Raw genomic sequence first — 23,060 nt, forward strand, 5'->3', positions numbered from 1 at the left:
CCACTCCTGTTTAGAGTCCCTCCAGCTCCGCCATCAAATCACTCAACCGGTCCACCGTGCCGGCACTGATCTCATGGGCCGCCAAGCCCTCGATATAGCTCGCCAGCTCGGCCACCGTGCTGCACTCGAACATCGCCCGCAGCGGTACATCCTGTTGCAGGCTCTTCTGCACCCGCGAGGCGATTTGTGTGGCCAGCAACGAATGCCCACCCAGCTCGAAGAAGTTATCCAGCACGCCCACCTGCCCGACCTTCAGCACCTCGGCCCAGATCGTGGCCAGGGTCTGCTCCAGTTCGCTGCGCGGCGCCAGGTAGTCCTGGCTGTGCAGTTGGCCGATCTCCAGGGCCGGCAGGGCCTTGCGGTCGAGCTTGCCGTTGGCGTTCAGCGGCAGGCGCTCGAGCCACAACCAGTGCAACGGCACCATATACTCCGGCAACTCGCTGCGCAGGCGTTGCTTGATGCGGTCCAGGCGTTCGCCAGGGCTGAGGCTGGCGTCGCTGGCAACCAGATAGCCGACCAAGTGCTTGCCATTGACCCCTTCCTGCACGCCGACGGCAGCATCGCGCACTTCGGGTTGTTCATGCAGACGCGCCTCGATTTCACCCAGCTCGATGCGGTAGCCGCGAATCTTCACCTGGTGGTCGATACGCCCGACGTACTCCAGCACCCCATCGCTGCGCCGCCGCGCCAGGTCGCCGGTGCGGTACAGACGCTCCCCGGGTGCGCCAAACGGGTCCGGCACAAACACCTGGGCGGTGCGCAGCGGATCGCTGACATACCCGCGCCCCACACCGGTGCCGGCCACGCACAACTCGCCCACCGCGCCTTGCGGCACCAACTCCAGCGCGCCATCAAGGAGGTACAGGCGGTTGTTATCCGTCGGCATGCCGATCGGCAGGTAGGTGCCGCGGGTCGAGGCCAGGTCGACGCGGAAGAGCGCCACGTCATCCGAGCATTCCGCCGGGCCGTAGGCATTGACCAGGCCGATGTGCGGGTAACGCAGCAGCCATTGGTGCGCCAGTTCCGGCGGCATTGCCTCACCGGTCGGCAGCATCCAGCGCAGGCCCTCCAGGCTGATGCGCTCCTGGGCAAGCATGCCCTGGATCAGCGACGGTACGCTTTCCAGCACGGTGATGCCCTGGGCCTGCACATGGGCCAGCAAGCCCTGCGGATCATGGGCGATGGTGTTGGGGACGATATCCACCCGCGCGCCAAACAGCGGCGCGGCGAGGAACTGCCACACGGAAATATCAAAGCTCTGGGACGCGGTCTGGGCGATCACATCCTGCTCGCTCAGGTGCAGGTACGGCACCTTACTCAGTTGGTTGTTGAGCATGCCACGCTGCTCGACCATCACACCCTTGGGCAACCCGGTGGAGCCGGAGGTGTAGATCACATAGGCCAGGTTGTCCGGGCCGCTGTAGATCCCCGGATTGCTATCTGCGCCCACGATGTCTTCCCACACCAGCAACTTCGGCCGCGCGCCGCAGGCAAAGTCGTCGAGCAACACCTGCGCCTGTTCAAGGCAGGCCGCAGTGCACACCAGCAATGGCGTGCGGCTCAGGTCGATGATCCGGCTCAAGCGTTGGCTCGGCAGGCCGGGATCCAGCGGCAAGTAACCGGCACCGGCCTTGAAGCTGCCGATGATCATGCCCAGCAGGTCCAGGCCACGCTCGGCCAGCAGCACCACCGGCTGGTCCAGGCCGACACCCGCCGCGACCAGGGCATGGCCCAGGCGGTTGCTGCGCTGGTTCAGTTCGGCATAGGTCCATTGCTGCTCCAGACAACTGGCGGCGATGCGCTGCGGATGCTGCGCCACTTGCGCCTCGAACAGTTCGACGTAGCTGCGCTCCAGCGGGTACTCATGGGCGCTCTGGTTGCAAGCGTGCACCAGGAACTCGCGTTCCTGCGCGCCCATCAGCGGCAGGTCGGCCATCTCACCATGGAAGCCCTGCACCAGCGCCAGCAGCAGGCGCTTGAACTCGGCGAGCATGCCCTGCACGGTGCTTTCATCAAAATAACGCTGGTCATAGGACAGGTGCAGCCCCAGGTCATCGCCCGGGTAGCACACCGCCGTCAGCGGGAAGTTGGTGTGGGTACGGCCCGAGTCCGAGGTGGCGTTGAGGCTTTGCGCGCGGTCCAGCACCGAGACTTCCACCGGGGCGTTTTCAAATACAAACAGGCTGTCGAACAGCGGCTGGCCCTTGGGCAGTTCGCTGTGCTCCTGAATAGTCACCAGCGGCAGGTACTCGTACTCGCGCAGTTGCATATTGCTGTCGAGCAAGGCGCTCAACCACTGGCGCACGCTGCACGGCTGATCGTCCTCGGGCACCTTGACCCGCAGGGCGATGCTGTTGATAAACAGGCCGACCGTGCGCTGCATCTGCGGCATGTCCACCGGGCGCCCGGCCACGGTGACGCCGAACAGCACGTCACGCTCGCCGCTCAAGCGCCGCAGCACCAGGGCCCATGCGGCCTGGGCGAAGGTATTGACGGTCAGTTGATGAGCCTGGGCCAGCTCACGCAATTGCGCGCCATCGCGCGAATCCAGACGGGTATAGCAATCGCCTACGACCATGCCGCCACTGTGGCCGGCGTGTTCGCGCAGGAATGGCCGGTCGCTGGGGATCGGTGTGGTGCGCTCAAAGCCTTGCAGGTTCTGTTGCCACCACTGCCGCGCCTCGGCCAGGTTCTGGCGTTGCAGCCAGGCGATGTAGTCGCGATAGCGTGGCGGCGCGGCCAGTTGTGCCTCGCGGCCCTCCCCCAGGGCCATGTAGATCTCGAAGAAGTCATTCATCAACAACGAGCGGCACCAGGCATCGATCAGGATGTGGTGGTTGCTCATCATGAACCAGTAGCGGGCCTCGCCGACGCGGATCAGGCGCAGGTGGAACGGCGCCTGGTTGAGCAGATCGAAACCGGCCTCGCGCTCGCTTTTGAGCAGGGCTTGCAAGCGTGGCTCCTGTTGCTCGGCCGGGGTGCCGGTCCAGTCCAGGTATTCAATCGGCGTGCTGCCGGGCTTGTGGATCACCTGCAACATCTCTTCGCCGACATTCCAGCAGAACGACGCGCGCAAGGCTTCATGCCGGGCGATCACGGCTTTCCAGGCCAGGGCAAAACGCTCGGGGTTGAGCTCGCTGTGGATGCGGTAGCGGTCCTGCATGTAATACAGGCCGGTGCCCGGTTCCAGCAGGGTGTGCAACAGCAGGCCTTCCTGCATGGGCGTCAGCGGGTACACGTCCTCGATGGCGCTGGCCGGCACCGGCAGTGCATCCAGTTGCGCCTGGGTCAGGTGCGCCAAGGGGAAGTCGGACGGCGTCAGGCCACCGGCATCCTCATGTAGGCAGTGGGCGATCAGGCTGTGCAATTCGTCCAGGTAGGCGTCGGCCAGGTCGCTGATGGTCTGGCGCTCGTGGCGTTCACGGCTGAAGGTCCAGCGCAGCACCAGTTCGCCACCGTACACCTGGCTGTCCACACTCAGGGCGTTGGGCAGCGGCGCATCCGGGTCATGGGCTGGGCCGGCAGGCGTTTCCAGCGGGTGGAACAGCGCCTGGCTGTCGAAGCTCTGGTCGAACTGCCCGAGGTAGTTGAACGTAATCGAAGCGCTCGGCAACGCCGCCATGGCCTGGCGACAAGGGCTGTCGGCCAGGTAGCGCAGCACGCCATAGCCCAGGCCCTTGTGCGGGACAGCGCGCAATTGTTCCTTGATCGCCTTGATCGACGCGCCCGGCCCGGCCTCCTGTGGCGTCAGGCGCAGTGGGTAGGCGCTGGTGAACCACCCGACACTGCGGGTCAGGTCGATCTCATCGAACAGGGCTTCGCGGCCATGGCCTTCCAGTTGGATCAGGGTCGATGTGTGCCCACTCCAGCGGCACAGTACGCGGGCCAATGCCGTCAACAACAGGTCGTTGACCTGGGTGCGGTAGGCGCTCGGCGCCTGTTGCAGCAATTGGCGGGTGCGCTCGGCATCCAGGCGCACGCTGACGGTCTCGGCGTCGCGATGGCGCAGGCTGCCGTGCGCCCGGTCCACCGGTAGCGCCACCGCCGGGCCGGCCAACTGTTGCTGCCACAGGCTCAGTTCTTCGCGCAGGGATTCGCTGCTGGCATAGGCCTGCAAACGGGCGGCCCAGTCGCGCACGGCACTGGTCTTGGCCGGCAGGCTGACGGCCTGGCCGTCGCTCAGTTGGCGATAGACGTTTTGCAGGTCTTCCAGCAAGACACGCCAGGACACGCCATCCACCACCAGGTGATGGATGGCGATCAGCAAGCGTTGCTGGCCAAGCGGCCCGTCCACCAGCAAAGCGCGCAACAGCGGGCCGTGCTCCAGGTCGAGGCTGCGCTGGGCATCGGCGAACAGCGCCTCGCACTGCGCCATATCCGCCACCTGGGCCAGCCACAACACGCCGCCCTCCGGTATTGCCAGATGCTCGGCATGCCATTGCGCGTCGCGCTGGGTAAAGCCCAGGCGCAAGGCGTCGTGGTGTTCCAGCACAGCCAGTAGCGCCTGCTCCAGGCGACGTGGATCGAGGGCCTGCACCGGTGCCAGCACCAAGGCCTGGTTCCAGTGCTGGCGCGCCGGGATCTCGCTGTCGAAGAACCAGTGCTGGATTGGCGTCATGCCCGAAGGGCCGGTCAATACACCTTGCTCGGCAGTGATCTGCTCACTGCGCGTGGCCACTGCGGCCAGGGCCTGCACGCTCTGGTGCTGGAACAGGTCGCGGGGGCTGAAGTGAATCCCCGCCTGCCGCGCCCGGCTGACCACCTGGATCGACAGGATCGAATCGCCGCCCAGCTCAAAGAAGTTATCGTGCAACCCGACCTGCCGCACATTGAGCACCGCACACCAGATCGCGGCGAGGCTCAGCTCCAGCGCATTGCTCGGCGCCACATACGCTTGCCGATTGGCCTCGGGGTCCGGCTGCGGCAAGGCGCGGCGGTCGAGCTTGCCGTTGGCGGTCAGCGGCATGCTGTCGAGCACCATCAGGTGCGCGGGCACCATATAGTCCGGCAGTTGCGCCTTCAGGTGGCTCTTGAGTGCCTCGCGCAAGGCGGTGTGGTCACTGGCAGCGCTGACCAGGTACGCCGCCAGTTGCTTGCCACCCGGCGTGTCCAGGGCCAGGACCACGGCTTCGCGTACCGCCTCGTGTTCCAGCAGACGGGTTTCGATCTCGCCCAGTTCGATACGGAAACCGCGGATTTTCACCTGATGATCGATGCGCCCCAGGTACTCCACCAGGCCATCGGCGCGCTGACGTACCAGGTCGCCGGTGCGATAGAGACGCCCGCCATCGGCATAGGGGTCGGCCACAAAACGTTCGGCGGTCATGCCCGGACGCTGGTGATAACCCTGGGCCAGGCCGGCGCCGCCCACGTACAACTCGCCGGTCGCGCCCTGGGGCACCAGCGCCAGGTCGGCATCCAGAATATAGGCAACCCGGGCGCCGATGATGCTGCCGATCGGCACACTGCCGGCGCCCTCCTCCAGCACCTGCGGCGCCAGGCTGGCCAGGGGCATGACCACGGTTTCGGTCGGCCCGTAGGCGTTGAAAAACAGCGCCGGCTGGAACGCCGCACGGATACGCGCCAAATGCTCGCCGGTCAGGGCTTCGCCGCCGGTGATGCACATGCGCACCGGCAAGGTCTGGTGTTGCGTGGCCAGCCATTGCGCCAACTGGCTGCCATAGCTGGGGGTAAAGCCGAGGATATTGATACGGTGCTCACGGATCAGCCCGCAGATTTCTTCGGCATCCCATTGGCCCTGGGCGCGCAATACCACCTGCGCGCCACTGAGCAACGGCACCAGCAGGCGCTCGGTGGCGGCGTCGAAGTTGATCGAATAGAAGTGCAGCTCACAATCGTCGGGGCGCATGCCAAAGCGCTCGATCACTGCCTGGCAATGCATGGCGATTTCACCGTGGGACACCACCACGCCCTTGGGCTTGCCGGTGGAACCGGAGGTGTAGATCAGGTACGCCTGGTGCTGCGCCAGGCTGATCGTCGGCAGGTCGCTGGCCGGGTAGTTGGCCAGCGCCGGCAGGTCATCTTCCAGGCACCAGCCACTGACGCTGGCGGGCAACTCGCCCAAGGCCTTGAACATCGCCCCATCGCTGAGCAGCAGGCCGATGCCGCTGTCTTCGATCATGTAGTGCAGGCGGTCCAGCGGGTATTCCGGGTCCAGCGGCACATAGGCGCCACCGGCCTTGAGGATCGCCAGCAGGCCGATGACCATTTCCAGTGAGCGCGGCAGCGCCAGGCCGACCCGCACCTGCGGGCCCACCCCACGCTCGCGCAACATCCAGGCCAGGCGATTGGCGCGGCGGTCCAGCTCGCGGTAGCTCAGGGTCTGCCCGGCAAAGGTCAATGCCGGGGCATCGCCACGGGCCTGGACCTGTTGGCTGAACAACTGATGGATGCACTGGTCGAGACGGTGCTCGCCAGCCTCAATGCCGAGGCTGTCTTGCAGCGCATGCTGTTCATCGACGTGCAACAGCGGCAGTTCGCTCAAGCGCTGTTGCGGGTCGACGATCAACGCCTCCAGCAGGTTGCACCAATGGGCGGCCATGCGCGCAATGCGCGGCTCATCGAACAGGTCGGTACTGTAGGTCAGGCAGCAACCCAGGCGATGGTCGAGGTCGGTGACTTCCAGGTTGAGGTCGAACTTGGTGGCGCGCGCATCGTTGGCCAGGTATTCGACGGTCATCCCGGCCAGTTGCCGGCTTTGCTGGAACTCCCAGCGCTGCACGTTGCACATCACCTGGAACAGCGGGTTGTACGCGGCGCTGCGCGGCGGTTGCAGGGCTTCCACCAGGTGGTCGAACGGCAGGTCCTGATGGGACTGGCCTTCGATCACGGTGTGACGCACCTGCTCCAACAGCTCAGCGACGCGCATCTGCCCGTCGAGCTGGCAACGCAGCACCTGGGTGTTGAGGAAAGCGCCGATCAGCCCTTCGCTTTCCGGGCGAATACGGTTGGCCACTGGCGCGCCGATGCGCAGGTCGGTCTGGCCGCTGTAGCGGTAGAGCAGCGTCGCCAGGGTCGCGGTCATGGTCATGAACAGAGTCAGGCCCTGCTCGGCATTGAAGGCGCGCACCTTGGCGGCGAGTTCATCGCCAAGGTCAAAACGGTACAGCTCGCCCTGGTGACTTTGCACCGCCGGGCGTGGCCGGTCGGCGGGCAATTCCAGTAGCGGATGCTCGTTGCCCAACTGCGTGGTCCAGTAGTCGAGCTGGCGCTGGCGCTCACCGGCCTCCAGCCATTGGCGCTGCCACACGCTGTAGTCCAGGTACTGCACCGGCAGCGGTTCCAGGGGCGATTCGCGCTCATCGATAAAGGCTTCGTAGAGCGCGCTGAGTTCACGGGCAAAGATGTCCATGGCCCAGCCTTCGGTGACGATATGGTGCAGGGTCAGCACCAGGTAGTGCTCCTGCTCGCCGGCCTTGACCAGGCAGGCGCGCAGCAACGGCCCGGTTTCCAGGTTGAAGGGGCTGTGGGCTTGCTGGTCAGCCAGTTGCTGCAAGCGTACTTGCCGTTCAGCCTCGTGCAGCGCCGAAAAATCCTGCCAGCTCATGCGTACGCTGCTTTGCGCGGCAACGTTCTGCCGGGCCACGCCATCGACACTCGGGAAGGTGGTGCGCAGGGTTTCGTGGCGCATGATCAAGGCTTGCAACGCCGCCTCGAAACGCCCCACATCCAGCACCCCGCGCAAGCGCGCCATGCCGCCGACGTTATAGGCCGGGCTATCCGGCTCCATTTGCCAGAGGAACCACATGCGCTGCTGGGAATAGGACAGCGGCACCGCCTGGCGGCGGTCCACCTTGCCGATCGCGGTCTGCTGGTTGCGTTGGCCACTGGCCTGGATCAGCCGCACTTGCTCGACGAAATCCCCCAGCTCACTGGCTTCAAACAAGGTGCGCAGCGCCAGCTCCACATCACAGGCCTGGCGTGTGCGGGAGATGATTTGCGTGGCCAGCAGCGAATGGCCGCCAAGGGCAAAGAAGTCGTCACGCAGGCCGATACGCGGCACGCCCAGCACCGTGCGCCAGATCCCGGCGATCTGCTGTTGCAGGGCGGTCTGCGGCTCCACATGTTCACGCACCTGCCATACCGGTTCCGGCAAGGCACGCCGGTCCACTTTGCCGCTGGGGCCCAGGGGCATGACGTCGAGGCGGATCAGTTGCGCCGGCACCATGTACTCCGGCAACTCGGCGGCCAGGGCGGCTTTCACGTCCTGCTCATCCAACTTGCCGCTGGCGGTGTAGTAACCGATCAACTGGGCACCGCCGGCGGTGTCGCGGATCAGCACCAGGGCCTGGGCGATGCCGGCCTGGGCCAGCAACCGCGCCTGGATTTCTTCCGGTTCCACACGAAAGCCACGCAACTTGACCTGCTGATCCAGGCGCCCGAGGTACTCCAGCACCCCGTCGGCCGTCCAGCGCACACGGTCGCCGGTGCGGTACAGGCGTGCGCCCGCCGCGCCCAGGGGGTCGGCGACAAAACGCTCGGCGGTCAACCCGGCACGCCCCAGATAACCGCGCGCCAGGCCAACCCCGCCGATGCACAGTTCACCCGGCACCCCGGCAGGCAACAGGTTGAATTGCGCGTCCAGCACCCGGCCAATCACATTGCCCAATGGGCGGCCAATCGGCGAGCGTTCGCCGTCGGCGCGCTGGCAGTGCCAATGGGTGACGTTGATCGCGGTTTCGGTGGGCCCATAGCGGTTGTGCAACTGCACCATTGGCAGTAGCGCCAGGAGTCGATTGCGCAATTGGGCGGGTAAGGCTTCGCCACCGGAGAACACCCGGCGCAGGCTGGTACATTCGCCCGCCAGGGGTTCATCGACAAACAGTTGCAACAGCGGCGGCACAAAATGCAGGGTGGTCACCCCATGCGCCTGCACCAGTTGCGCAATCCGATGGGGGTCGCGATGCTCGCCGGGGCCGGCCAGGACCAGGCGACACCCGCTGATCAGCGGCCAGAAGCACTCCCACACCGACACGTCGAAACTGATCGGTGCCTTTTGCAGCAGCACATCGCTTGCATCCAACTGATAGGTGGCCTGCATCCACTGCAAGCGCTCGGCCAGGGCGCCATGGGTATTGCCCACGCCCTTGGGCTGGCCAGTGGAGCCGGAGGTGTAGATCACATAGGCGAGGTTGTCGGCATTGAGGTGCAGGCCCGGGGCCTGGGTCGGCCAGCTGTCGAGCTTGAGGCTGTCCATGGCGATCACCGACACGCCCTCGGCCGCCGGCAACTGTTGCAACAGATGGGTCTGGGTCAGCAGCAATTGCACGCCGCTGTCGGCCAGCATGTAGGCCAGGCGCTCGGCCGGGTAGTCCGGGTCCAGCGGCACATAGGCGCCGCCGGCCTTGAGGATCGCCAGCAAGCCGATCAGCAGTTGCGGCGAGCGCTCGGCGGCAATCGCCACGCACACGTCCGGGCCGACGCCTTTGTCGCGCAGGTAATGGGCCAGGCGGTTGGCCTGGGTGTGCAGTTGGGCGAAGGTCAGGCTGGCATCGTGCCAGACCAGGGCGGTGCGCTCGTCGCTATAGTGGTTGAGTTGCTCCGGCACCAGGCGCTGCGCCGGTGCGCAGGGGGCTTCGCCCCAGTGGCGTTGCTCGACGTACTCGTTGGCGTTCAGCAGCGGGATATCGCCCAGGGCTTGCTGCGGTTGCGCGCAGACGGCCTGCAACAGGCTGACCAAATGCGCGGCCAGACGTTGGATAGTACGGGCGTCGAACAGCTCGTCGGCGTAGTCGAATGACAGGCTCAGGCGCCCGTGGCGGTCTTCTTCGCTGTGCAGCTGCAGGTCGAACTTGGCCTCGCGGCTGTGCCATGGCAGCTCTTCGGCGAGCAGGCCCGGCAGGCGGCGCAAGGCGCCCAGGTCGCGTTGCTGATGGTTGAACAGCACCTGGAACAGGCCTTGCTCGCGGGCCTGTGGGAAAGCTTCCAACAATTGCTCGAAGGGCAAGTCCTGATGGGCCTGGGCCTCGGTGGCCGCCAGGCGGGTCGCCGCCAGCAGTTCGCTGAAGGGCTGGCGCGGGTCCACCTCGGCGCGCATGACCAGGGTATTGATAAAGAAGCCGATCAGGCCCTGGGTTTCCTGGCGCCCACGGTTGGCATTGGGCACGCCGATGCGGATATCGCGCTGGCCGCTGTAGCGGTGCAACAGGCATTGGAATGCCGTCAGCAACAGCACGAAGGGGGTGGCCTGGTGGGCCTGGGCGGTCTGGCGGATCGCTTCGCCGAGGCCCGCCTCCAGGCGCAGGCTGTAGCGTGCGGCACTGTGGCGTTGTTGGGCCGAGCGCGGATGGTCGGTGGCCAGGCTCAAGGTCGGATGTTCGTCGCCCAACTGTTGCTTCCAGTAATCCAACTGGCGCTGGCCTTCACCCTCGGCCAGCCATTGGCGCTGCCAACTGCCGTAGTCGGCGTACTGCACAGTCAGGGCCGGCAACTCGACGGCCTGGCCTTGGGACGCGGCGGCATAGAGGCGCGAAAATTCGTCGATCAATACATTCAGCGACCAGCCGTCGGCAATGATGTGGTGCAGGGTCACCAGCAACTGGTGATCTTCATCGTCCAGGCGCAACAGGGTGACCCACAGCAGCGGGCCTTGTTCCAGGTCGAATACGGTACGTGCCTCGTCCTCGCGGATCTGCGCGGCGCGGGCTTCACGCTCGGCCACGGGCAGGTCGCGCAGGTCGATGACTTGCACGGCAAATTCACGCTGGGCATCGACGCGCTGGTAGCCCTGGCCGTCACGCTCATAGAACCGCGTACGCAGCGCTTCGTGGCGCTGGATCAGTTGCGCGAAGCTTGCATGCAGCGCGTCTTCGTCCAGCTCGCCACGCAGGCGCAGGGCACCGGGGATGGTGTAGGCGCTGCTTTGCGGGTCCAATTGCCAGGTGATCCACAGGCGGTTTTGCGCCAGGGATTGCGGCATCTCCTGCTGGCGTGACAAGGCACTGATTGCGCCCTGGGCCACACCCCCGTCCAGCTGCAACTGCCCGATGCCGGCAGCGAAATCGGCCAGCACCGGCGCCTCGAACAACAGGCGCAGGTTGAGTTCCAGGCCCAGGGTTTCGCGCAGGCGGGCGACCACCTGGGTGGCGCTGATGGAGTTGCCACCAAGCAAGAAGAAATGGTCATCGCCAGCCACTTGCGCCACCTGCAGCTGTTCACACCAGATCGCCGCAATCTGCTGTTGCAGTGCTGATTGCAGGCCCTCCTCGCCGGCCTGCCCGCCCTGTTCGGGGAACTGCGCGTAGCTGTCGAGGCTGCCATCGGCCAGGCGGGTGCGGCAGGCCGAACGCTGGAGCTTGCCACTGGAGGTTTTCGGCAACGCGCCGGGGTTGAGCAGCAGCACCACGCACGGCGCCTCTTGATAGGCCTCGGCCACCGCCTGGCGAATGGCTTTGATCAGGGCTTCGGGCGGCAGGATCTTCTGTACGCTGCGGCTGATTTCTGCGGCGATACCGATGCCTTCCAGGCCCTGGTCGTTCACTGCAAAGGCCGCGACACGCCCCTTGCGCACCACTTCCACTTCGCGTTCGACGGTTTGCTCGATGTCCTGCGGGTACAGGTTGTGGCCACGCACAATCAGCAGGTCTTTCAGGCGCCCGGTGATAAACACCTCGCCGTCGCGCATAAAGCCCAGGTCCCCGGTGCGCAACCAGGTGCGCCCGGCGTGCGACACAAACGTCTTGGCGGTGGCTTCGGGGTTGCGCCAGTAGCCGTGGGCAATGCTCGGGCCGGTGGCCCAAATTTCGCCGACGCAGTTGTCGGCCAGTTCAGCCAGGGTCTGCGGCTCGACGATCAGCACCCCATGCTCGGGCTGGCTGGTGCCGCAGCTCATGATCGCACTGCCCTGCCCTGGCTCGGCCCGGTTGGCGGCCAGCGCCTGCTCGTCCACGCGCAACGCCGGGATGCCCTGGCCACGGGTGCCGCCAGCGACAAACAGGGTCGCCTCGGCCAGGCCATAGGAGGCAAAGAAGTTGTTCGGGGTAAAACCACAGCAGGCGAATTTTTCGGCGAAGCGCTCCAGGGTGTCGAGGCGGATCGGCTCGGAGCCGGAATAGGCCACGCGCCAATGGCTCAGGTCCAGGCGCTCCAGGGCCGAGTCGCTGACCCGCTCGCTGCACAGGCGGTAGGCGAAGTCCGGGCCGCCGCTGATGGTCCCGCGGTATTGGCTGATCGCTTCCAGCCAGCGCAGGGGCCGGCCAAGGAAGTACGCCGGCGACATCAACACACACGGCACGCCGCTGAAGATCGGTTGCAGCAGGCCACCGATCAGGCCCATGTCGTGGTACAGCGGCAGCCAGCTGACAATCACGTCATCGGGGTTGAGGTCGATGCCAAACCCGCGGCGAATCAGCAGTTCGTTGGCCACCAGGTTGCCGTGGGTGACTTGCACGCCCTTGGGCAAGGCCGTGGAGCCGGAGGTGTATTGCAGGAAGGCGATATCGTTGTCCTGCAGGTTTGGCGCGACCCAATCAGCGGCGATTTCGCTGTGCAGCTCATCCACGCAGAGCAACGGCGGCGCTTGCTCGATCTGCCTCAGGGCATCGCGTAAACCGCTGCTGGTCAGTAACAGCCTGGGCTCGGCATCGGCGATGATCGACAGCAAGCGCTCCTGGTGATGCCGGCGGGTGGACTCCGGCGGATAGGCCGGCACCGCGATCACCCCGGCATACAGGCAGCCAAAGAACGCCGCGACATAATCCGGGCCGCTGGGGAACAGCAACACCGCACGCTCGCCCAGGCCGGCCGAGGCCTGCAGGGCGGCGGCAATGGTGCGGGCGCGCAGGTCCAGGTCACGGTAGCTGAGCACCACACTGTCATCGGCGGACTCGGCCAAAAAGCGCAGGGCCACCTGGTCCGGGGTCTGCGCGGCACGGCGCTGGAGGGACTGGACCAGGGTGCGGGGAAGTTCGAGGGCGTCCATCATGAGGGGTTCCTGCCTGCAATCGGCTTACGGGGAAATCGGGGGATAGGGGGCGTGTCGCGGCGTATTCAGCCGGCCGCCTGCCGCGCCGGGCCATGGTGCCAGCGGGTCGATGGGCTCATCTCAGACACCCCTGCCTGGAACGCCGGGTTCTCGCGATACAAACGCATGTCGTCCTCCTCTGGGTGCACATCCATGGCCGGCGTGTTGGCGGGCCTGTCACCAATGAGAACGGATGGCCCGGCAAAATAATTACTCGGCAGGCCAAGGTCCGCAGACAAAGAGAAGTGCCTCACCGTTTGCATTTCGGTATAAGATTAGTTCCGCTTCTCATTTGACAATCATTATCATTAAGCATAATTTGTTGCCCGATGTGTAGGAGGCCTCAGCAGGGATGCCCTCCACTAACCTTATTTGCAGCAAGGTGATTTCCATGACGGAACAAGTATCCACAAGCAGGTGCGATTCACCGTTACTCCAGGCGTTTGTCGATAACCGCCTGATCCTGGTCAAGATCGCAGCGCGCATCACCGGCTGCCGTTCCCGTGCCGAAGACGTGGTGCAGGACGCCTACTTCCGGTTGCAATCGGCCCCGCAGATCACCTCATCGTTCAAGGCGCAACTGAGCTACCTGTTCCAGATCGTGCGTAACCTGGCTATCGACCACTACCGTAAACAGGCCCTGGAACTGAAATACTCCGGGACGGAAGAGGAAGGCTTGAATGTGGTTATTCATGGCGCTTCACCGGAAACCTCGCACATCAATTTCTCCACCCTGGAAAACATCGCCGACGCCCTGACCGAGCTGCCCCAGCGCACGCGCTACGCGTTCGAGATGTACCGCCTGCATGGCGTGCCGCAAAAGGACATTGCCAAGGAACTGGGCGTGTCGCCGACCCTGGTCAACTTTATGATCCGTGATGCGCTGGTGCACTGCCGCAAGGTTTCGGGGACCCATAGCGATACGTTTGCCCGACGGGTCTAACCACCATGGGCATAAGCTTGTGTGGGGGCCAGCTCCCACACAAATCCCACTTTTGATCTGCGTTGCCCTGTAGCGCTCAGACCAACCCGCACCGCTCAAAAAACCGCTCCCGCCCCAGAATCATCAGCGCCGCGCGCTTGTGGGGGAAATCGAATTCCTTCTCGCAGTGGAAGCACTGGTTCTGCATATGCCCGATCATCCTGGCATTGTCGGCCCTGGGCTCCGCCACCACCCGCTGGGTGCGCGGGTCGTCGAGAAACAGGTAGTGCACCAGCGCCGACAGCCAACTGGCAACCTTGTGTGGCCCGCGATGATGCTCCTCGCCCACCAGCATATGGATGCCCCGGTCGTAGTCGCCCACCTCATAGAACGGCGCGATGCGATCCTCCTTGGCCCAGTACGCCTCGAAATAGGCAAAGGGCTCGTCGTCGAAACAGCCGATCAGGGTCAGGGTGTGCGGGTCGGCGTCCAGCTTCTGCAGATAGTCCCGGTGTTGCTCCAGGCTGCCGCTTTCCTGCCAGAAATTGGCGACCCGCGCACTGTTCTGCCAGCGATTGAAGCGGGCCAGGTCTACATCGATCTCCAGTGTGCGCAGTGAGATCCACGCGCCCAGGCGGATGTCGAAACGTCGATAGACTTCCCCCCGCGGCTTGGGCGCGCGCGCCGGATGGCGCTTGCCCGTGCTGATGATCATCTGCTGCGGATAAGCCTCATTCGACGGCAGGCCCAGCCACGGTTGTGGCAATTGCCAGAACAGGGTGCGCTCGCAACGTAACTGCCCCGCCACGTCCGTGGCCAGCAGCAGGCCGCTGCGCAGGGCCTCATCCGGGGTATGTTCAAGGTGCCAGAAGAGTTGCTGGCGCTCAGGCTCCCGGGCAAACAGCCAGTAAGCCGCAGCCCACAAGGCCTGCACCGACGGCACCTCACCGGGGTTTTGCAAATGCAGGTGCAACGCTTCGCCGCGCGCAAGGCGCAGGCGCACCAGCGGCTGGCCGGCGAGGGTCAGGGTCAGGCGGCCATCGCTTTCGTCTGCGTTCAGGGTAGGCCCTGCCGGGAGTGGCAGGGCTGACAAGTCTTGGGGATTGGGCATGGAGGAGGCTCACGGTAATCGTCGACAGTTAGACGAAGTGACGTGAACCAGCCGCAAAAATTTAAGCAGGTGTTGCCGCCATCAGGGCGCGTCAGCGACCGGCAGCACATCGATGCGGTAGGGCTCGAAGATCTTCAACAGCTCACCGCTGTCGCGCAGGCCCTTGAGCAATGCGGCAAACGCCGGGCCGCTGATCGGCGCCTTGGGGCGCAGCAACGCGTAGTGGTGGTAGACCTGGTCAATGCGCTCCGACACTAGGAACTGCCCAGCCGTGTCGGCATTGCGCACCATAAAGTCACTGAGGTAGGAGCGCGTCACCAGGGCAATATCCGCGCGCCCCCGGGTGACCATCAGCAAGTTGCTGTCATGGGAATAGGTCAACGTGGCGTTGAACTGCGCGGCCATGGCCTTGGGGTCGGGGTTGAAGTTGGCAAAGGCGTAGTGATAACCGCTGAACACCGCCAGGCGCTTGCCCTTGAGCTCGGCGAAATACCCCTGGTCACGACCGGCCTGGCGCTGGGCGACGAAAATCTCGGCGTCCTCCAGGCCCATGTCGACACTGGTATGGGGAATGCCCTGCCAGCCCCACTGCGGGTTCTCGAAGATGGCCATGTCGACCCGGCCCTGCTCGAAATCACGAAAGCGCCGAGGGATGGAGGTGGGCACCAGCACGAACTGGTAGTCACTCTGCGCACGGTTCAGCGCCTCCAGCAGTTGCGGCAGCAATCCGGTGTCGGCGCCCTGCTCCGGGCGCACGGTATACGGCGGAAAATGCGCGGCACCGATCCGCACCAATTGAGCCGCCGAAACCTGCGCCTGCCACAAAGTGCCCATCGCCAACACTGTAAGTCCTGCAGCCAGCCGCCATGGCGAAAACATCAGGCACGCACCGTTCAAAATCTGGATCTCGCTAAGCTAGGCGTTTTTGTCCCCAGAGACAACTTTCTACCCGACAATTTAATGGCCTGCACTCCAGGCCTAATCGGCCTTGAGCACCAGTAACAATGCTTCCTCGGCCAACTGTTCGAGGGTCATGCTGCCCTCGGCGCGGAACCAGGTGGTGGTCCACGACAGCGCCCCGGTCAGGAAACGCCGGGTGATAAACACATCGCCCTTGATATAACCCGCCTGCTTGGCCTCGCCCAGCACCTGCAACCAGATCTCTTCGTAGACATCGCGCAACGCCAGCACCTGGGCCTGGCCCTCTGCCGACAGCGAGCGCCATTCATACACCAACACGGCCATGGCTTCGCCGCTGCCGCCCATGATCGACTGCAATTCGCAGCGAATCAGCGCCAGCACCCGCTCGCGCACATTGCTCGCCTCGGCCAGGGAGGCGCGCATCATCGCGGTGTTGTAATGGATGGTTTCTTCCATCACCGCCCGCAGGATTTCGTCCTTGCTCTTGAAATGGTGAAAAATGCTGCCGGACTGGATCCCCACCGCACTGGCCAGGTCACGCACGGTGGTGCGTTCAAACCCCTTGTTGCGAAACAGGTGAGCTGCGGTCTGCAGCAGCTTGCCCCGGGCACTGTCGGGGTCGGTCAGTTGCCCGCCGTCCACCATGGTGCGCATCACCTCCAGGGCTTTTTGCTCATCCATGCTGCTCTCCTCAACTACTTTGATTGCGTCGTGGCCGGCAATTTAGGCCGTGACAGCCACCCAAGCAAGCGCTTGGGCATAAGTTGTGTCTGTAGTTTACAAACCAAGCGCTTGCTTGGTAGTCTCGACCCAGCGATTTTCCAAAGAAGGGCTTCCCATGGACAAGACCGTTCGTATCGGCTGCGCCAGTGCATTCTGGGGCGACACCTGCACCGCCGCCGCGCAGTTGGTGCACGGCGGCACCCTGGATTACCTGGTGTTCGACTACCTGGCCGAAGTCACTATGTCGATCCTCGCCGGGGCGCGCCTGAAAGACCCCCAGGCCGGCTACGCCACGGATTTCGTCGAAGTGCTGGCGCCGCTGCTCGGCGATATCCAGCGCCAGGGCATCCGGGTGATCAGCAACGCCGGCGGCATCCACCCCCAGGCCTGCGCGGCGGCCTTGCAGGCCGCTTGCGACCAGGCCCAGGTGCCACTGAAAATCGCCGTGGTGCTGGGCGATGACCTGCAACCGCAGTTCAAGCAACTGCAGGGCATCCAGGATATGTTCAGTAGCGCGCCGTTGCCGGCGATGTGCGTGTCCACCAATGCCTACCTCGGTGCGCCGGGCATCGTCCAGGCCCTGCAACTGGGGGCCGATATCGTCATCACCGGACGCGTGGTGGACAGCGCGGTGGTCAGCGCGGCCCTGGTGCATGAGTTCAACTGGACGTGGCAGGACTACGACCACCTGGCCCAGGCCGCACTGGCCGGGCATATCATCGAATGTGGCGCGCAGTGCACCGGCGGCAACTTCACCGATTGGCGCCAGGTGCCGGACTACGAGCACATCGGTTTCCCGATTGTCGAAGTCAGCGCCGACGGCCAGTTCACCGTCAGCAAAGCACCGGGCACGGGCGGGTTGATCAGCGAACTGAGCGTCGCCGAACAACTGCTGTATGAAATCGGCGACCCACGCGCCTATCTGCTGCCGGACGTGATCTGCGACTTCAGCCAGGTCACGCTGACCCAGCAGGGCACGGACCGGGTGCACCTGCGCGGCGCCAAAGGGCAGGCACCGACCGACCAGTACAAAGTCAGTGCCACCTACCCCGACGGCTTTCGCTGCACCGCCAGCTGCCTGCTGGCCGGTATCGATGCGCGGGCCAAGGCCGAACGGGTCAGCCAGGCGATCATCAACAAGACTTCAGAACTGTTCAGCCAGCGCGGCTGGGCACCCTACACCGAGGTCAATATCGAGTTGCTCGGCAGCGAAGCCACCTACGGCGCCCACGCCCGGCGCGAGGACTGCCGCGAAGTGGTGCTCAAGCTCGCGGTGCGCCACCCAAGCAAACAGGCGCTGGTGCTGTTCGCCCGGGAAATCGCCCAGGCGGCCACCGGCATGGCACCGGGCCTGACCGGCATTGTCGGCGGCAGGCCCACGGTGTATCCACTGATCCGCCTGTTTTCGTTCCTGATCGATAAGCGCGCCTGCAACCTGAGCGTGGACTTCCTGGGCCAGTCCCACCCTTGCGAACTGCCGGCCCCGGCCGCCCCGAGCACGCCCCGCGCGCCCCTCGACCCGCCCAGGCCCGAAGGCCGCGCCGAGGCCAGCGTGCCCCTGGTGAAGCTGGCTGTGGCGCGCTCCGGTGACAAGGGCAATCACAGCAATATCGGGGTGATCGCGCGCCGGCCCGAATACCTGCCATGGATTGCCGAGGCACTGACCCCGCAAGTGATCGCCGACTGGATGCGCCATGTGCTCGACCCACTGCACGGGCGCGTCGAACGCTGGTACCTGCCCGGCAGCCACAGCCTCAACTTCCTCCTGGAAAACGCCCTGGGCGGCGGCGGTATCGCCAGCCTGCGCATCGACCCGCAAGGCAAGGCCTTCGCCCAGCAACTGCTGGAAATACCGATTGCCGTGCCCCGCCACCTCGCTGATCAACTCAACTAAAGGACTCACACCGTGGCCTTCGACTCGATCTTCAAAGCCGACCTGTTCCAGGGGCAGACCCTTATCGTCACCGGCGGCGGCAGCGGTATTGGCCGTTGCACCGCCCATGAACTGGCGGCGCTGGGCGCCCATGTGGTGCTGGTGGGGCGCAAGCCGGAAAAGCTGCAACAGGTCGCCCAGGAAATCAGCGAGGACGGCGGCCGCGCCAGTTGGCAGGCCTGTGATATTCGCGATGAAGAGGCGGTGAAGGCGCTGGTCAGCCAGGTCACCGAAGCACACGGGCCGATCCACGGCCTGGTCAACAATGCCGGCGGCCAATACCCCTCGCCCCTGGCCTCGATCAATCAAAAAGGTTTTGAAACCGTGTTGCGCACCAATCTGGTGGGCGGTTTCCTGATGGCGCGGGAAGTGTTCAATCAGTCGATGAGCAAGCACGGCGGCGCCATCGTCAACATGCTCGCCGACATGTGGGGCGGCATGCCCGGCATGGGCCACTCGGGCGCGGCGCGCGCGGGGATGGACAATTTCACCAAGACTGCCGCGTTCGAGTGGGGTTATGCCGGGGTGCGGGTCAACGCGGTGGCGCCGGGCTGGATCGCCTCCAGTGGCATGGACACCTACGAAGGCGCGTTCAAAGCGGTGATCCCGACCCTGCGCGAGCATGTGCCCCTCAAGCGCATTGGCACCGAATCGGAAGTCAGCGCGGCGATTGTGTTTTTGCTCAGCCCCGCCGCTGCGTTCATCAGCGGCAGCACCTTGCGCATCGACGGTGCCGCCAGCCTCGGCAGCCGCGCCTGGCCGCTGCACAAGGCCCAGCCGCCGAGCCCATCGTTCAATGGTTTTCACCGCGCCTACCTGCCGGATGTGCTCAAGGAGGGCCAATAAGCCATGCCCGTCATCGACTCCCTGCTCGACCCCCACAGCCCGCAGTTCGCCCAGAACCGCGAAGCCATGCTCAGCGCCATCAACCACCTGCGCCAACTGGAACAGAACCTGCTGGACAAGGCTGCCGAGGCCAAGGGCAAGTTCGACAAGCGCGGCCAACTGCTGCCCCGCGAGCGCCTCAACCTGTTGCTCGACCCCGGCGCGCCCTTCCTCGAACTGGCGAGCCTGGCCGGCTACAAGCTGCATGACGACAAGGACGGCAGCGCCGCCGGTGGCGGTCTGATTGCCGGTATCGGTTATGTCAGCGGCGTGCGCATGCTGGTGGTGGCCAATAACAGCGCAATCAAGGGCGGGACGATTTCCCCCAGCGGCCTGAAAAAATCCCTGCGCCTGCAACAGATCGCCATGGAAAACAAACTGCCGGTGGTGACCCTGGCCGAAAGCGGCGGTGCCAACCTGAATTACGCGGCGGAGATTTTCGTCGAAGGCGCACGCAGCTTTGCCAACCAGGCGCGGATGTCGGCCATGGGCCTGCCGCAGATCACCGTGGTGCACGGCTCGGCCACCGCCGGCGGTGCCTATCAGCCGGGGCTGTCGGATTACGTGGTGGTGGTGCGTGGCAAGGCCAAGCTGTTCCTCGCCGGCCCACCGCTGCTCAAGGCGGCCACCGGTGAAGTGGCGACGGATGAAGAGCTCGGCGGCGCCCAAATGCATGCGCAAACCGCCGGCACCGCCGAATACCTTGCCGAAAATGATGCTGATGGCGTGCGCATCGTGCGCGAGATTGTCAGCCTATTGCCGTGGGACGACCGGCTGCCGCCTGCACCGGTACGGACCTACGCCGAGCCGCTGTATCCGATTGAGGAACTGCTGGGTTTGATCCCCGATGATCCGAAAAAACCCTATGACGTGCGGGAAATCATTGCGCGTATCGCCGATGCCTCCAACTTCCTGGAGTTCAAGGGCGAGTTCGACCCCCACACCGTCTGCGGCCACTTGCAGATCCAGGGCCGCGCCTGCGGGTTTATCGGCAACAACGGGCCGATCACGCCCAAGGGCGCGAGCAAGGCGGCGCAGTTTATCCAGCTGTGCGACCAGAGCCAGACGCCGCTGCTGTTTTTCCACAACACCACCGGGTTTATGGTGGGCACCGAATCCGAACAACAAGGCGTGATCAAGCACGGCGCGAAGATGATCCAGGCGGTGGCCAATGCCCGCGTGCCCAAGCTCACCGTGGTGGTTGGCGGCTCCTACGGCGCCGGCAACTATGCGATGTGCGGCCGGGGCCTGGACCCGCGCTTTATCTTCGCCTGGCCCAACAGCCGCACCGCCGTGATGGGCGGTGCCCAGGCCGGCAAGGTGCTGCGCATTGTCACCGAGGCCAAGCAACTGAAGGACGGCCTGGTGCCCGACCCCAAGGTGCTCGACATGCTCGAACAGGTCACCGCGCAGAAACTCGACAGCCAGTCCACGGCCCTGTATGGCAGCGCCAACCTGTGGGACGACGGGCTGATTGACCCCCGGGACACCCGCACGCTGCTGGGCTACCTGCTGGATATCTGCCAGCAGGCCCAGGTGCGCCAACTGCAACCCAACAGCTTCGGCGCCGCGCGCTTTTAACGAGCAGGAGAACAATAAAAATGATCATCACCCAGGAACACGAAGAGCTGCGTCGTACCGTGCGCAACTTTGTCGAACGCGAGATCAACCCCTACGTCGACGAGTGGGAAAAAGCCGGGCGCTTCCCGATCCACGAGATTTTCCGCAAGGCCGGCGACCTCGGCCTGCTGGGTATTTCCAAGCCGGAGCAATTCGGCGGCATGGGCCTGGACTACAGCTACTCGATTGTCGCCGCCGAAGAGTTCGGCAGCATCCGCTGCGGCGGCATCCCGATGGCCATCGGCGTGCAGACCGATATGTGCACCCCAGCCCTCGCGCGTTTTGGCTCCGATGAGCTGCGCGACGAGTTTCTGCGCCCGGCCATCAGCGGCGAACAAGTGGGCTGCATCGGCGTTTCGGAAACCGGCGCCGGCTCCGACGTGGCCGGCCTGAAGACCCACGCCCGCAAGGACGGCGACGACTACGTGATCAACGGCAGCAAGATGTGGATCACCAACGCCCCCAGCGCCGACTTTATCTGCCTGCTGGTCAACACCTCGGACGGCAAGCCGCACATCAACAAGTCGCTGATCATGGTGCCGATGAACACCCCGGGGGTCAGCGTCAGCCCGCCCCTGGAAAAACTCGGCATGCGCAGCTCGGAAACCGCCCAGGTGTTTTTCGATGATGTGCGCGTGCCCCAGCGCAACCGCATCGGCCACGAAGGCGCGGGGTTCATGATGCAGATGCTGCAATTCCAGGAAGAGCGGCTGTTTGGCGCGGCCAATATGATCAAGGGCCTGGAGGCCTGCATCGACAGCACGATCGAATACTGCAAGGAGCGCCAGACCTTCGGCAAGGCGCTGATCGACAACCAGGTGATCCACTTCCGCCTGGCCGAACTGTCCACCGAGGTCGAATGCCTGCGGGCGCTGGTCTACCAGGCCACCGAGCAATACATCAAGGGCCAGGATGTGACACGGCTAGCCTCGATGGCCAAGCTCAAGGCCGGGCGCCTGGGCCGCGAAGTCAGCGACAGCTGCCTGCAATACTGGGGCGGCATGGGCTTTATGTGGGACAACCCGGTGGCCCGTGCCTATCGCGATGTGCGCCTGGTGTCGATTGGCGGCGGCGCCGACGAAATCATGCTGGGGATCATCTGCAAACTGATGGGCACGCTGCCGGGGAAAAGGTCGTGAACGCCGGTGAAACCCTGCTGCTGGAACCGCATAACGGCGTGCTGCACATCACCCTCAACCGCCCACAGCACCGCAATGCCATGAGCGTGCAGATGGTCAGCGAGCTGCGCGCCGTGTTGGCAGACGTGGCGCGTGACGAGCAACTGCGGGCGCTGGTGATCAGTGGTGCCGGCGGGCACTTCTGTGCGGGCGGCGATGTAAAGGACCTGAGCCGTGCGGGCAGCCGCCAGGGCTTGCGTGATTTGAACCGGGTATTTGGTGCACTGCTGCAAGAAGTCGAAGCCTTGCCACAAGTGGTGATTGTGCTGTTGCAAGGTGCGGTGCTGGGCGGTGGGTTTGGCCTGGCGTGTGTCAGCGACATCGCCATTGCCGACCACCAGGCGCAATTCGGCCTGCCGGAAACCAGCCTCGGTGTGTTGCCAGCGCAGATTGCACCGTTTGTGGTGCGGCGTATCGGCCTGACCCAGGCCCGGCGCCTGGCGTTGACTGCGGCGCGGTTCGATGGGGTCGAGGCGCAGCGCCTGGGGGTGGTGCATTTTGTCGAGCCAGCCCCCCAGGGGTTGGCGCAACGCCTGGATGAAGTGCTGGGGCAGGTATTGCGCTGTGCGCCCCAAGCCAATGCGCGAACCAAGACGCTGTTGCTCCAGAGCCTGGATCAGCCGTTGGAACCGTTGCTGGACCAGGCTGCCGAGTGGTTTGCCGAGGCGGTGACCGGGGAAGAAGGCATTGAAGGGACGCGGGCGTTTGTCGAGAAGCGCAAGGCCCGGTGGGTGATTTGATCTTGAAAACACCAGCTCCCACACCAGCCCGCACCTACGCAACCC

10 protein-coding genes are annotated in these 23,060 nt (G+C 64.7%); 6 read left to right on the forward strand and 4 right to left on the reverse strand.

The window, feature by feature from the left end; translation table 11 throughout:
- Positions 1-10: 10 nt before the first annotated feature.
- Positions 11-12,943 (reverse strand): non-ribosomal peptide synthetase, encoded by a 12,933-nt coding sequence (locus tag AO268_RS27520; protein WP_099170456.1) that lies wholly within the window; start codon positions 12,941-12,943, stop codon positions 11-13.
- Between the two features lie 430 nt (positions 12,944-13,373).
- Here AO268_RS27520 and AO268_RS27530 point away from each other — a divergent pair, with 430 nt between their 5' ends.
- On the forward strand, positions 13,374-13,925 hold the full coding sequence (locus AO268_RS27530) for an RNA polymerase factor sigma-70 (protein WP_029298131.1): 552 nt from the start codon (positions 13,374-13,376) through the stop codon (positions 13,923-13,925).
- 76 nt (positions 13,926-14,001) lie between these two features.
- Here AO268_RS27530 and AO268_RS27535 read toward each other — a convergent pair whose 3' ends face one another.
- The 3 genes from AO268_RS27535 to AO268_RS27545 all read right to left on the reverse strand — a co-directional run bounded on the left by AO268_RS27535 (position 14,002) and on the right by AO268_RS27545 (position 16,617).
- Positions 14,002-15,015, reverse strand: coding sequence for a GNAT family N-acetyltransferase (locus tag AO268_RS27535; RefSeq protein WP_099170458.1), 1,014 nt, complete (start codon positions 15,013-15,015; stop codon positions 14,002-14,004).
- A gap of 81 nt (positions 15,016-15,096) precedes the next feature.
- Positions 15,097-15,894: a substrate-binding periplasmic protein gene (locus AO268_RS27540; RefSeq protein ID WP_099170459.1), complete on the reverse strand. Its 798-nt coding sequence runs from the start codon at positions 15,892-15,894 to the stop codon at positions 15,097-15,099.
- A 99-nt stretch (positions 15,895-15,993) separates the two neighbouring features.
- On the reverse strand, positions 15,994-16,617 hold the full coding sequence (locus AO268_RS27545; RefSeq protein ID WP_099170460.1) for a TetR/AcrR family transcriptional regulator: 624 nt from the start codon (positions 16,615-16,617) through the stop codon (positions 15,994-15,996).
- A 157-nt stretch (positions 16,618-16,774) separates the two neighbouring features.
- Here AO268_RS27545 and AO268_RS27550 point away from each other — a divergent pair, with 157 nt between their 5' ends.
- From AO268_RS27550 to AO268_RS27570, 5 genes are read left to right on the forward strand one after another with little or no spacing between them, the layout of a single operon-like run.
- A complete protein-coding gene (locus AO268_RS27550) occupies positions 16,775-18,553 on the forward strand; it encodes an acyclic terpene utilization AtuA family protein (protein ID WP_099170461.1) in 1,779 nt (592 codons plus the stop codon).
- A 12-nt stretch (positions 18,554-18,565) separates the two neighbouring features.
- Entirely contained in the window at positions 18,566-19,438 is an 873-nt protein-coding gene (locus AO268_RS27555) for an SDR family oxidoreductase (protein ID WP_099170462.1), read from the forward strand.
- Positions 19,439-19,441: 3 nt separating this feature from the next.
- Complete coding sequence (atuC, locus tag AO268_RS27560) at positions 19,442-21,058, forward strand: geranyl-CoA carboxylase subunit beta (RefSeq protein ID WP_099170463.1); 1,617 nt, start codon at positions 19,442-19,444, stop codon at positions 21,056-21,058.
- Positions 21,059-21,078: 20 nt separating this feature from the next.
- On the forward strand, positions 21,079-22,236 hold the full coding sequence (gene atuD, locus AO268_RS27565) for a citronellyl-CoA dehydrogenase (RefSeq protein WP_099170464.1): 1,158 nt from the start codon (positions 21,079-21,081) through the stop codon (positions 22,234-22,236).
- Positions 22,233-23,015, forward strand: coding sequence for an enoyl-CoA hydratase/isomerase family protein (locus AO268_RS27570; RefSeq protein WP_099170465.1), 783 nt, complete (start codon positions 22,233-22,235; stop codon positions 23,013-23,015). The genes atuD and AO268_RS27570 overlap by 4 nt, the downstream gene beginning before the upstream one ends.
- The last annotated feature ends 45 nt before the right edge of the window (positions 23,016-23,060 follow it).

The organism is Pseudomonas sp. ICMP 8385 (assembly GCF_002699915.1).
GTDB lineage: Bacteria > Pseudomonadota > Gammaproteobacteria > Pseudomonadales > Pseudomonadaceae > Aquipseudomonas > Aquipseudomonas gessardii.

What these genes read in the sequence shown, in the direction of transcription:
- AO268_RS27520 (WP_099170456.1), bottom strand. Translation starts at nt 12,943, where the DNA reads ATGATGGACGCCCTCGAACTTCCCCGCACCCTGGTCCAGTCCCTCCAG.
- AO268_RS27530 (WP_029298131.1), top strand. Translation starts at nt 13,374, where the DNA reads ATGACGGAACAAGTATCCACAAGCAGGTGCGATTCACCGTTACTCCAG.
- AO268_RS27535 (WP_099170458.1), bottom strand. Translation starts at nt 15,015, where the DNA reads ATGCCCAATCCCCAAGACTTGTCAGCCCTGCCACTCCCGGCAGGGCCT.
- AO268_RS27540 (WP_099170459.1), bottom strand. Translation starts at nt 15,894, where the DNA reads ATGTTTTCGCCATGGCGGCTGGCTGCAGGACTTACAGTGTTGGCGATG.
- AO268_RS27545 (WP_099170460.1), bottom strand. Translation starts at nt 16,617, where the DNA reads ATGGATGAGCAAAAAGCCCTGGAGGTGATGCGCACCATGGTGGACGGC.
- AO268_RS27550 (WP_099170461.1), top strand. Translation starts at nt 16,775, where the DNA reads ATGGACAAGACCGTTCGTATCGGCTGCGCCAGTGCATTCTGGGGCGAC.
- atuC (WP_099170463.1), top strand. Translation starts at nt 19,442, where the DNA reads ATGCCCGTCATCGACTCCCTGCTCGACCCCCACAGCCCGCAGTTCGCC.
- atuD (WP_099170464.1), top strand. Translation starts at nt 21,079, where the DNA reads ATGATCATCACCCAGGAACACGAAGAGCTGCGTCGTACCGTGCGCAAC.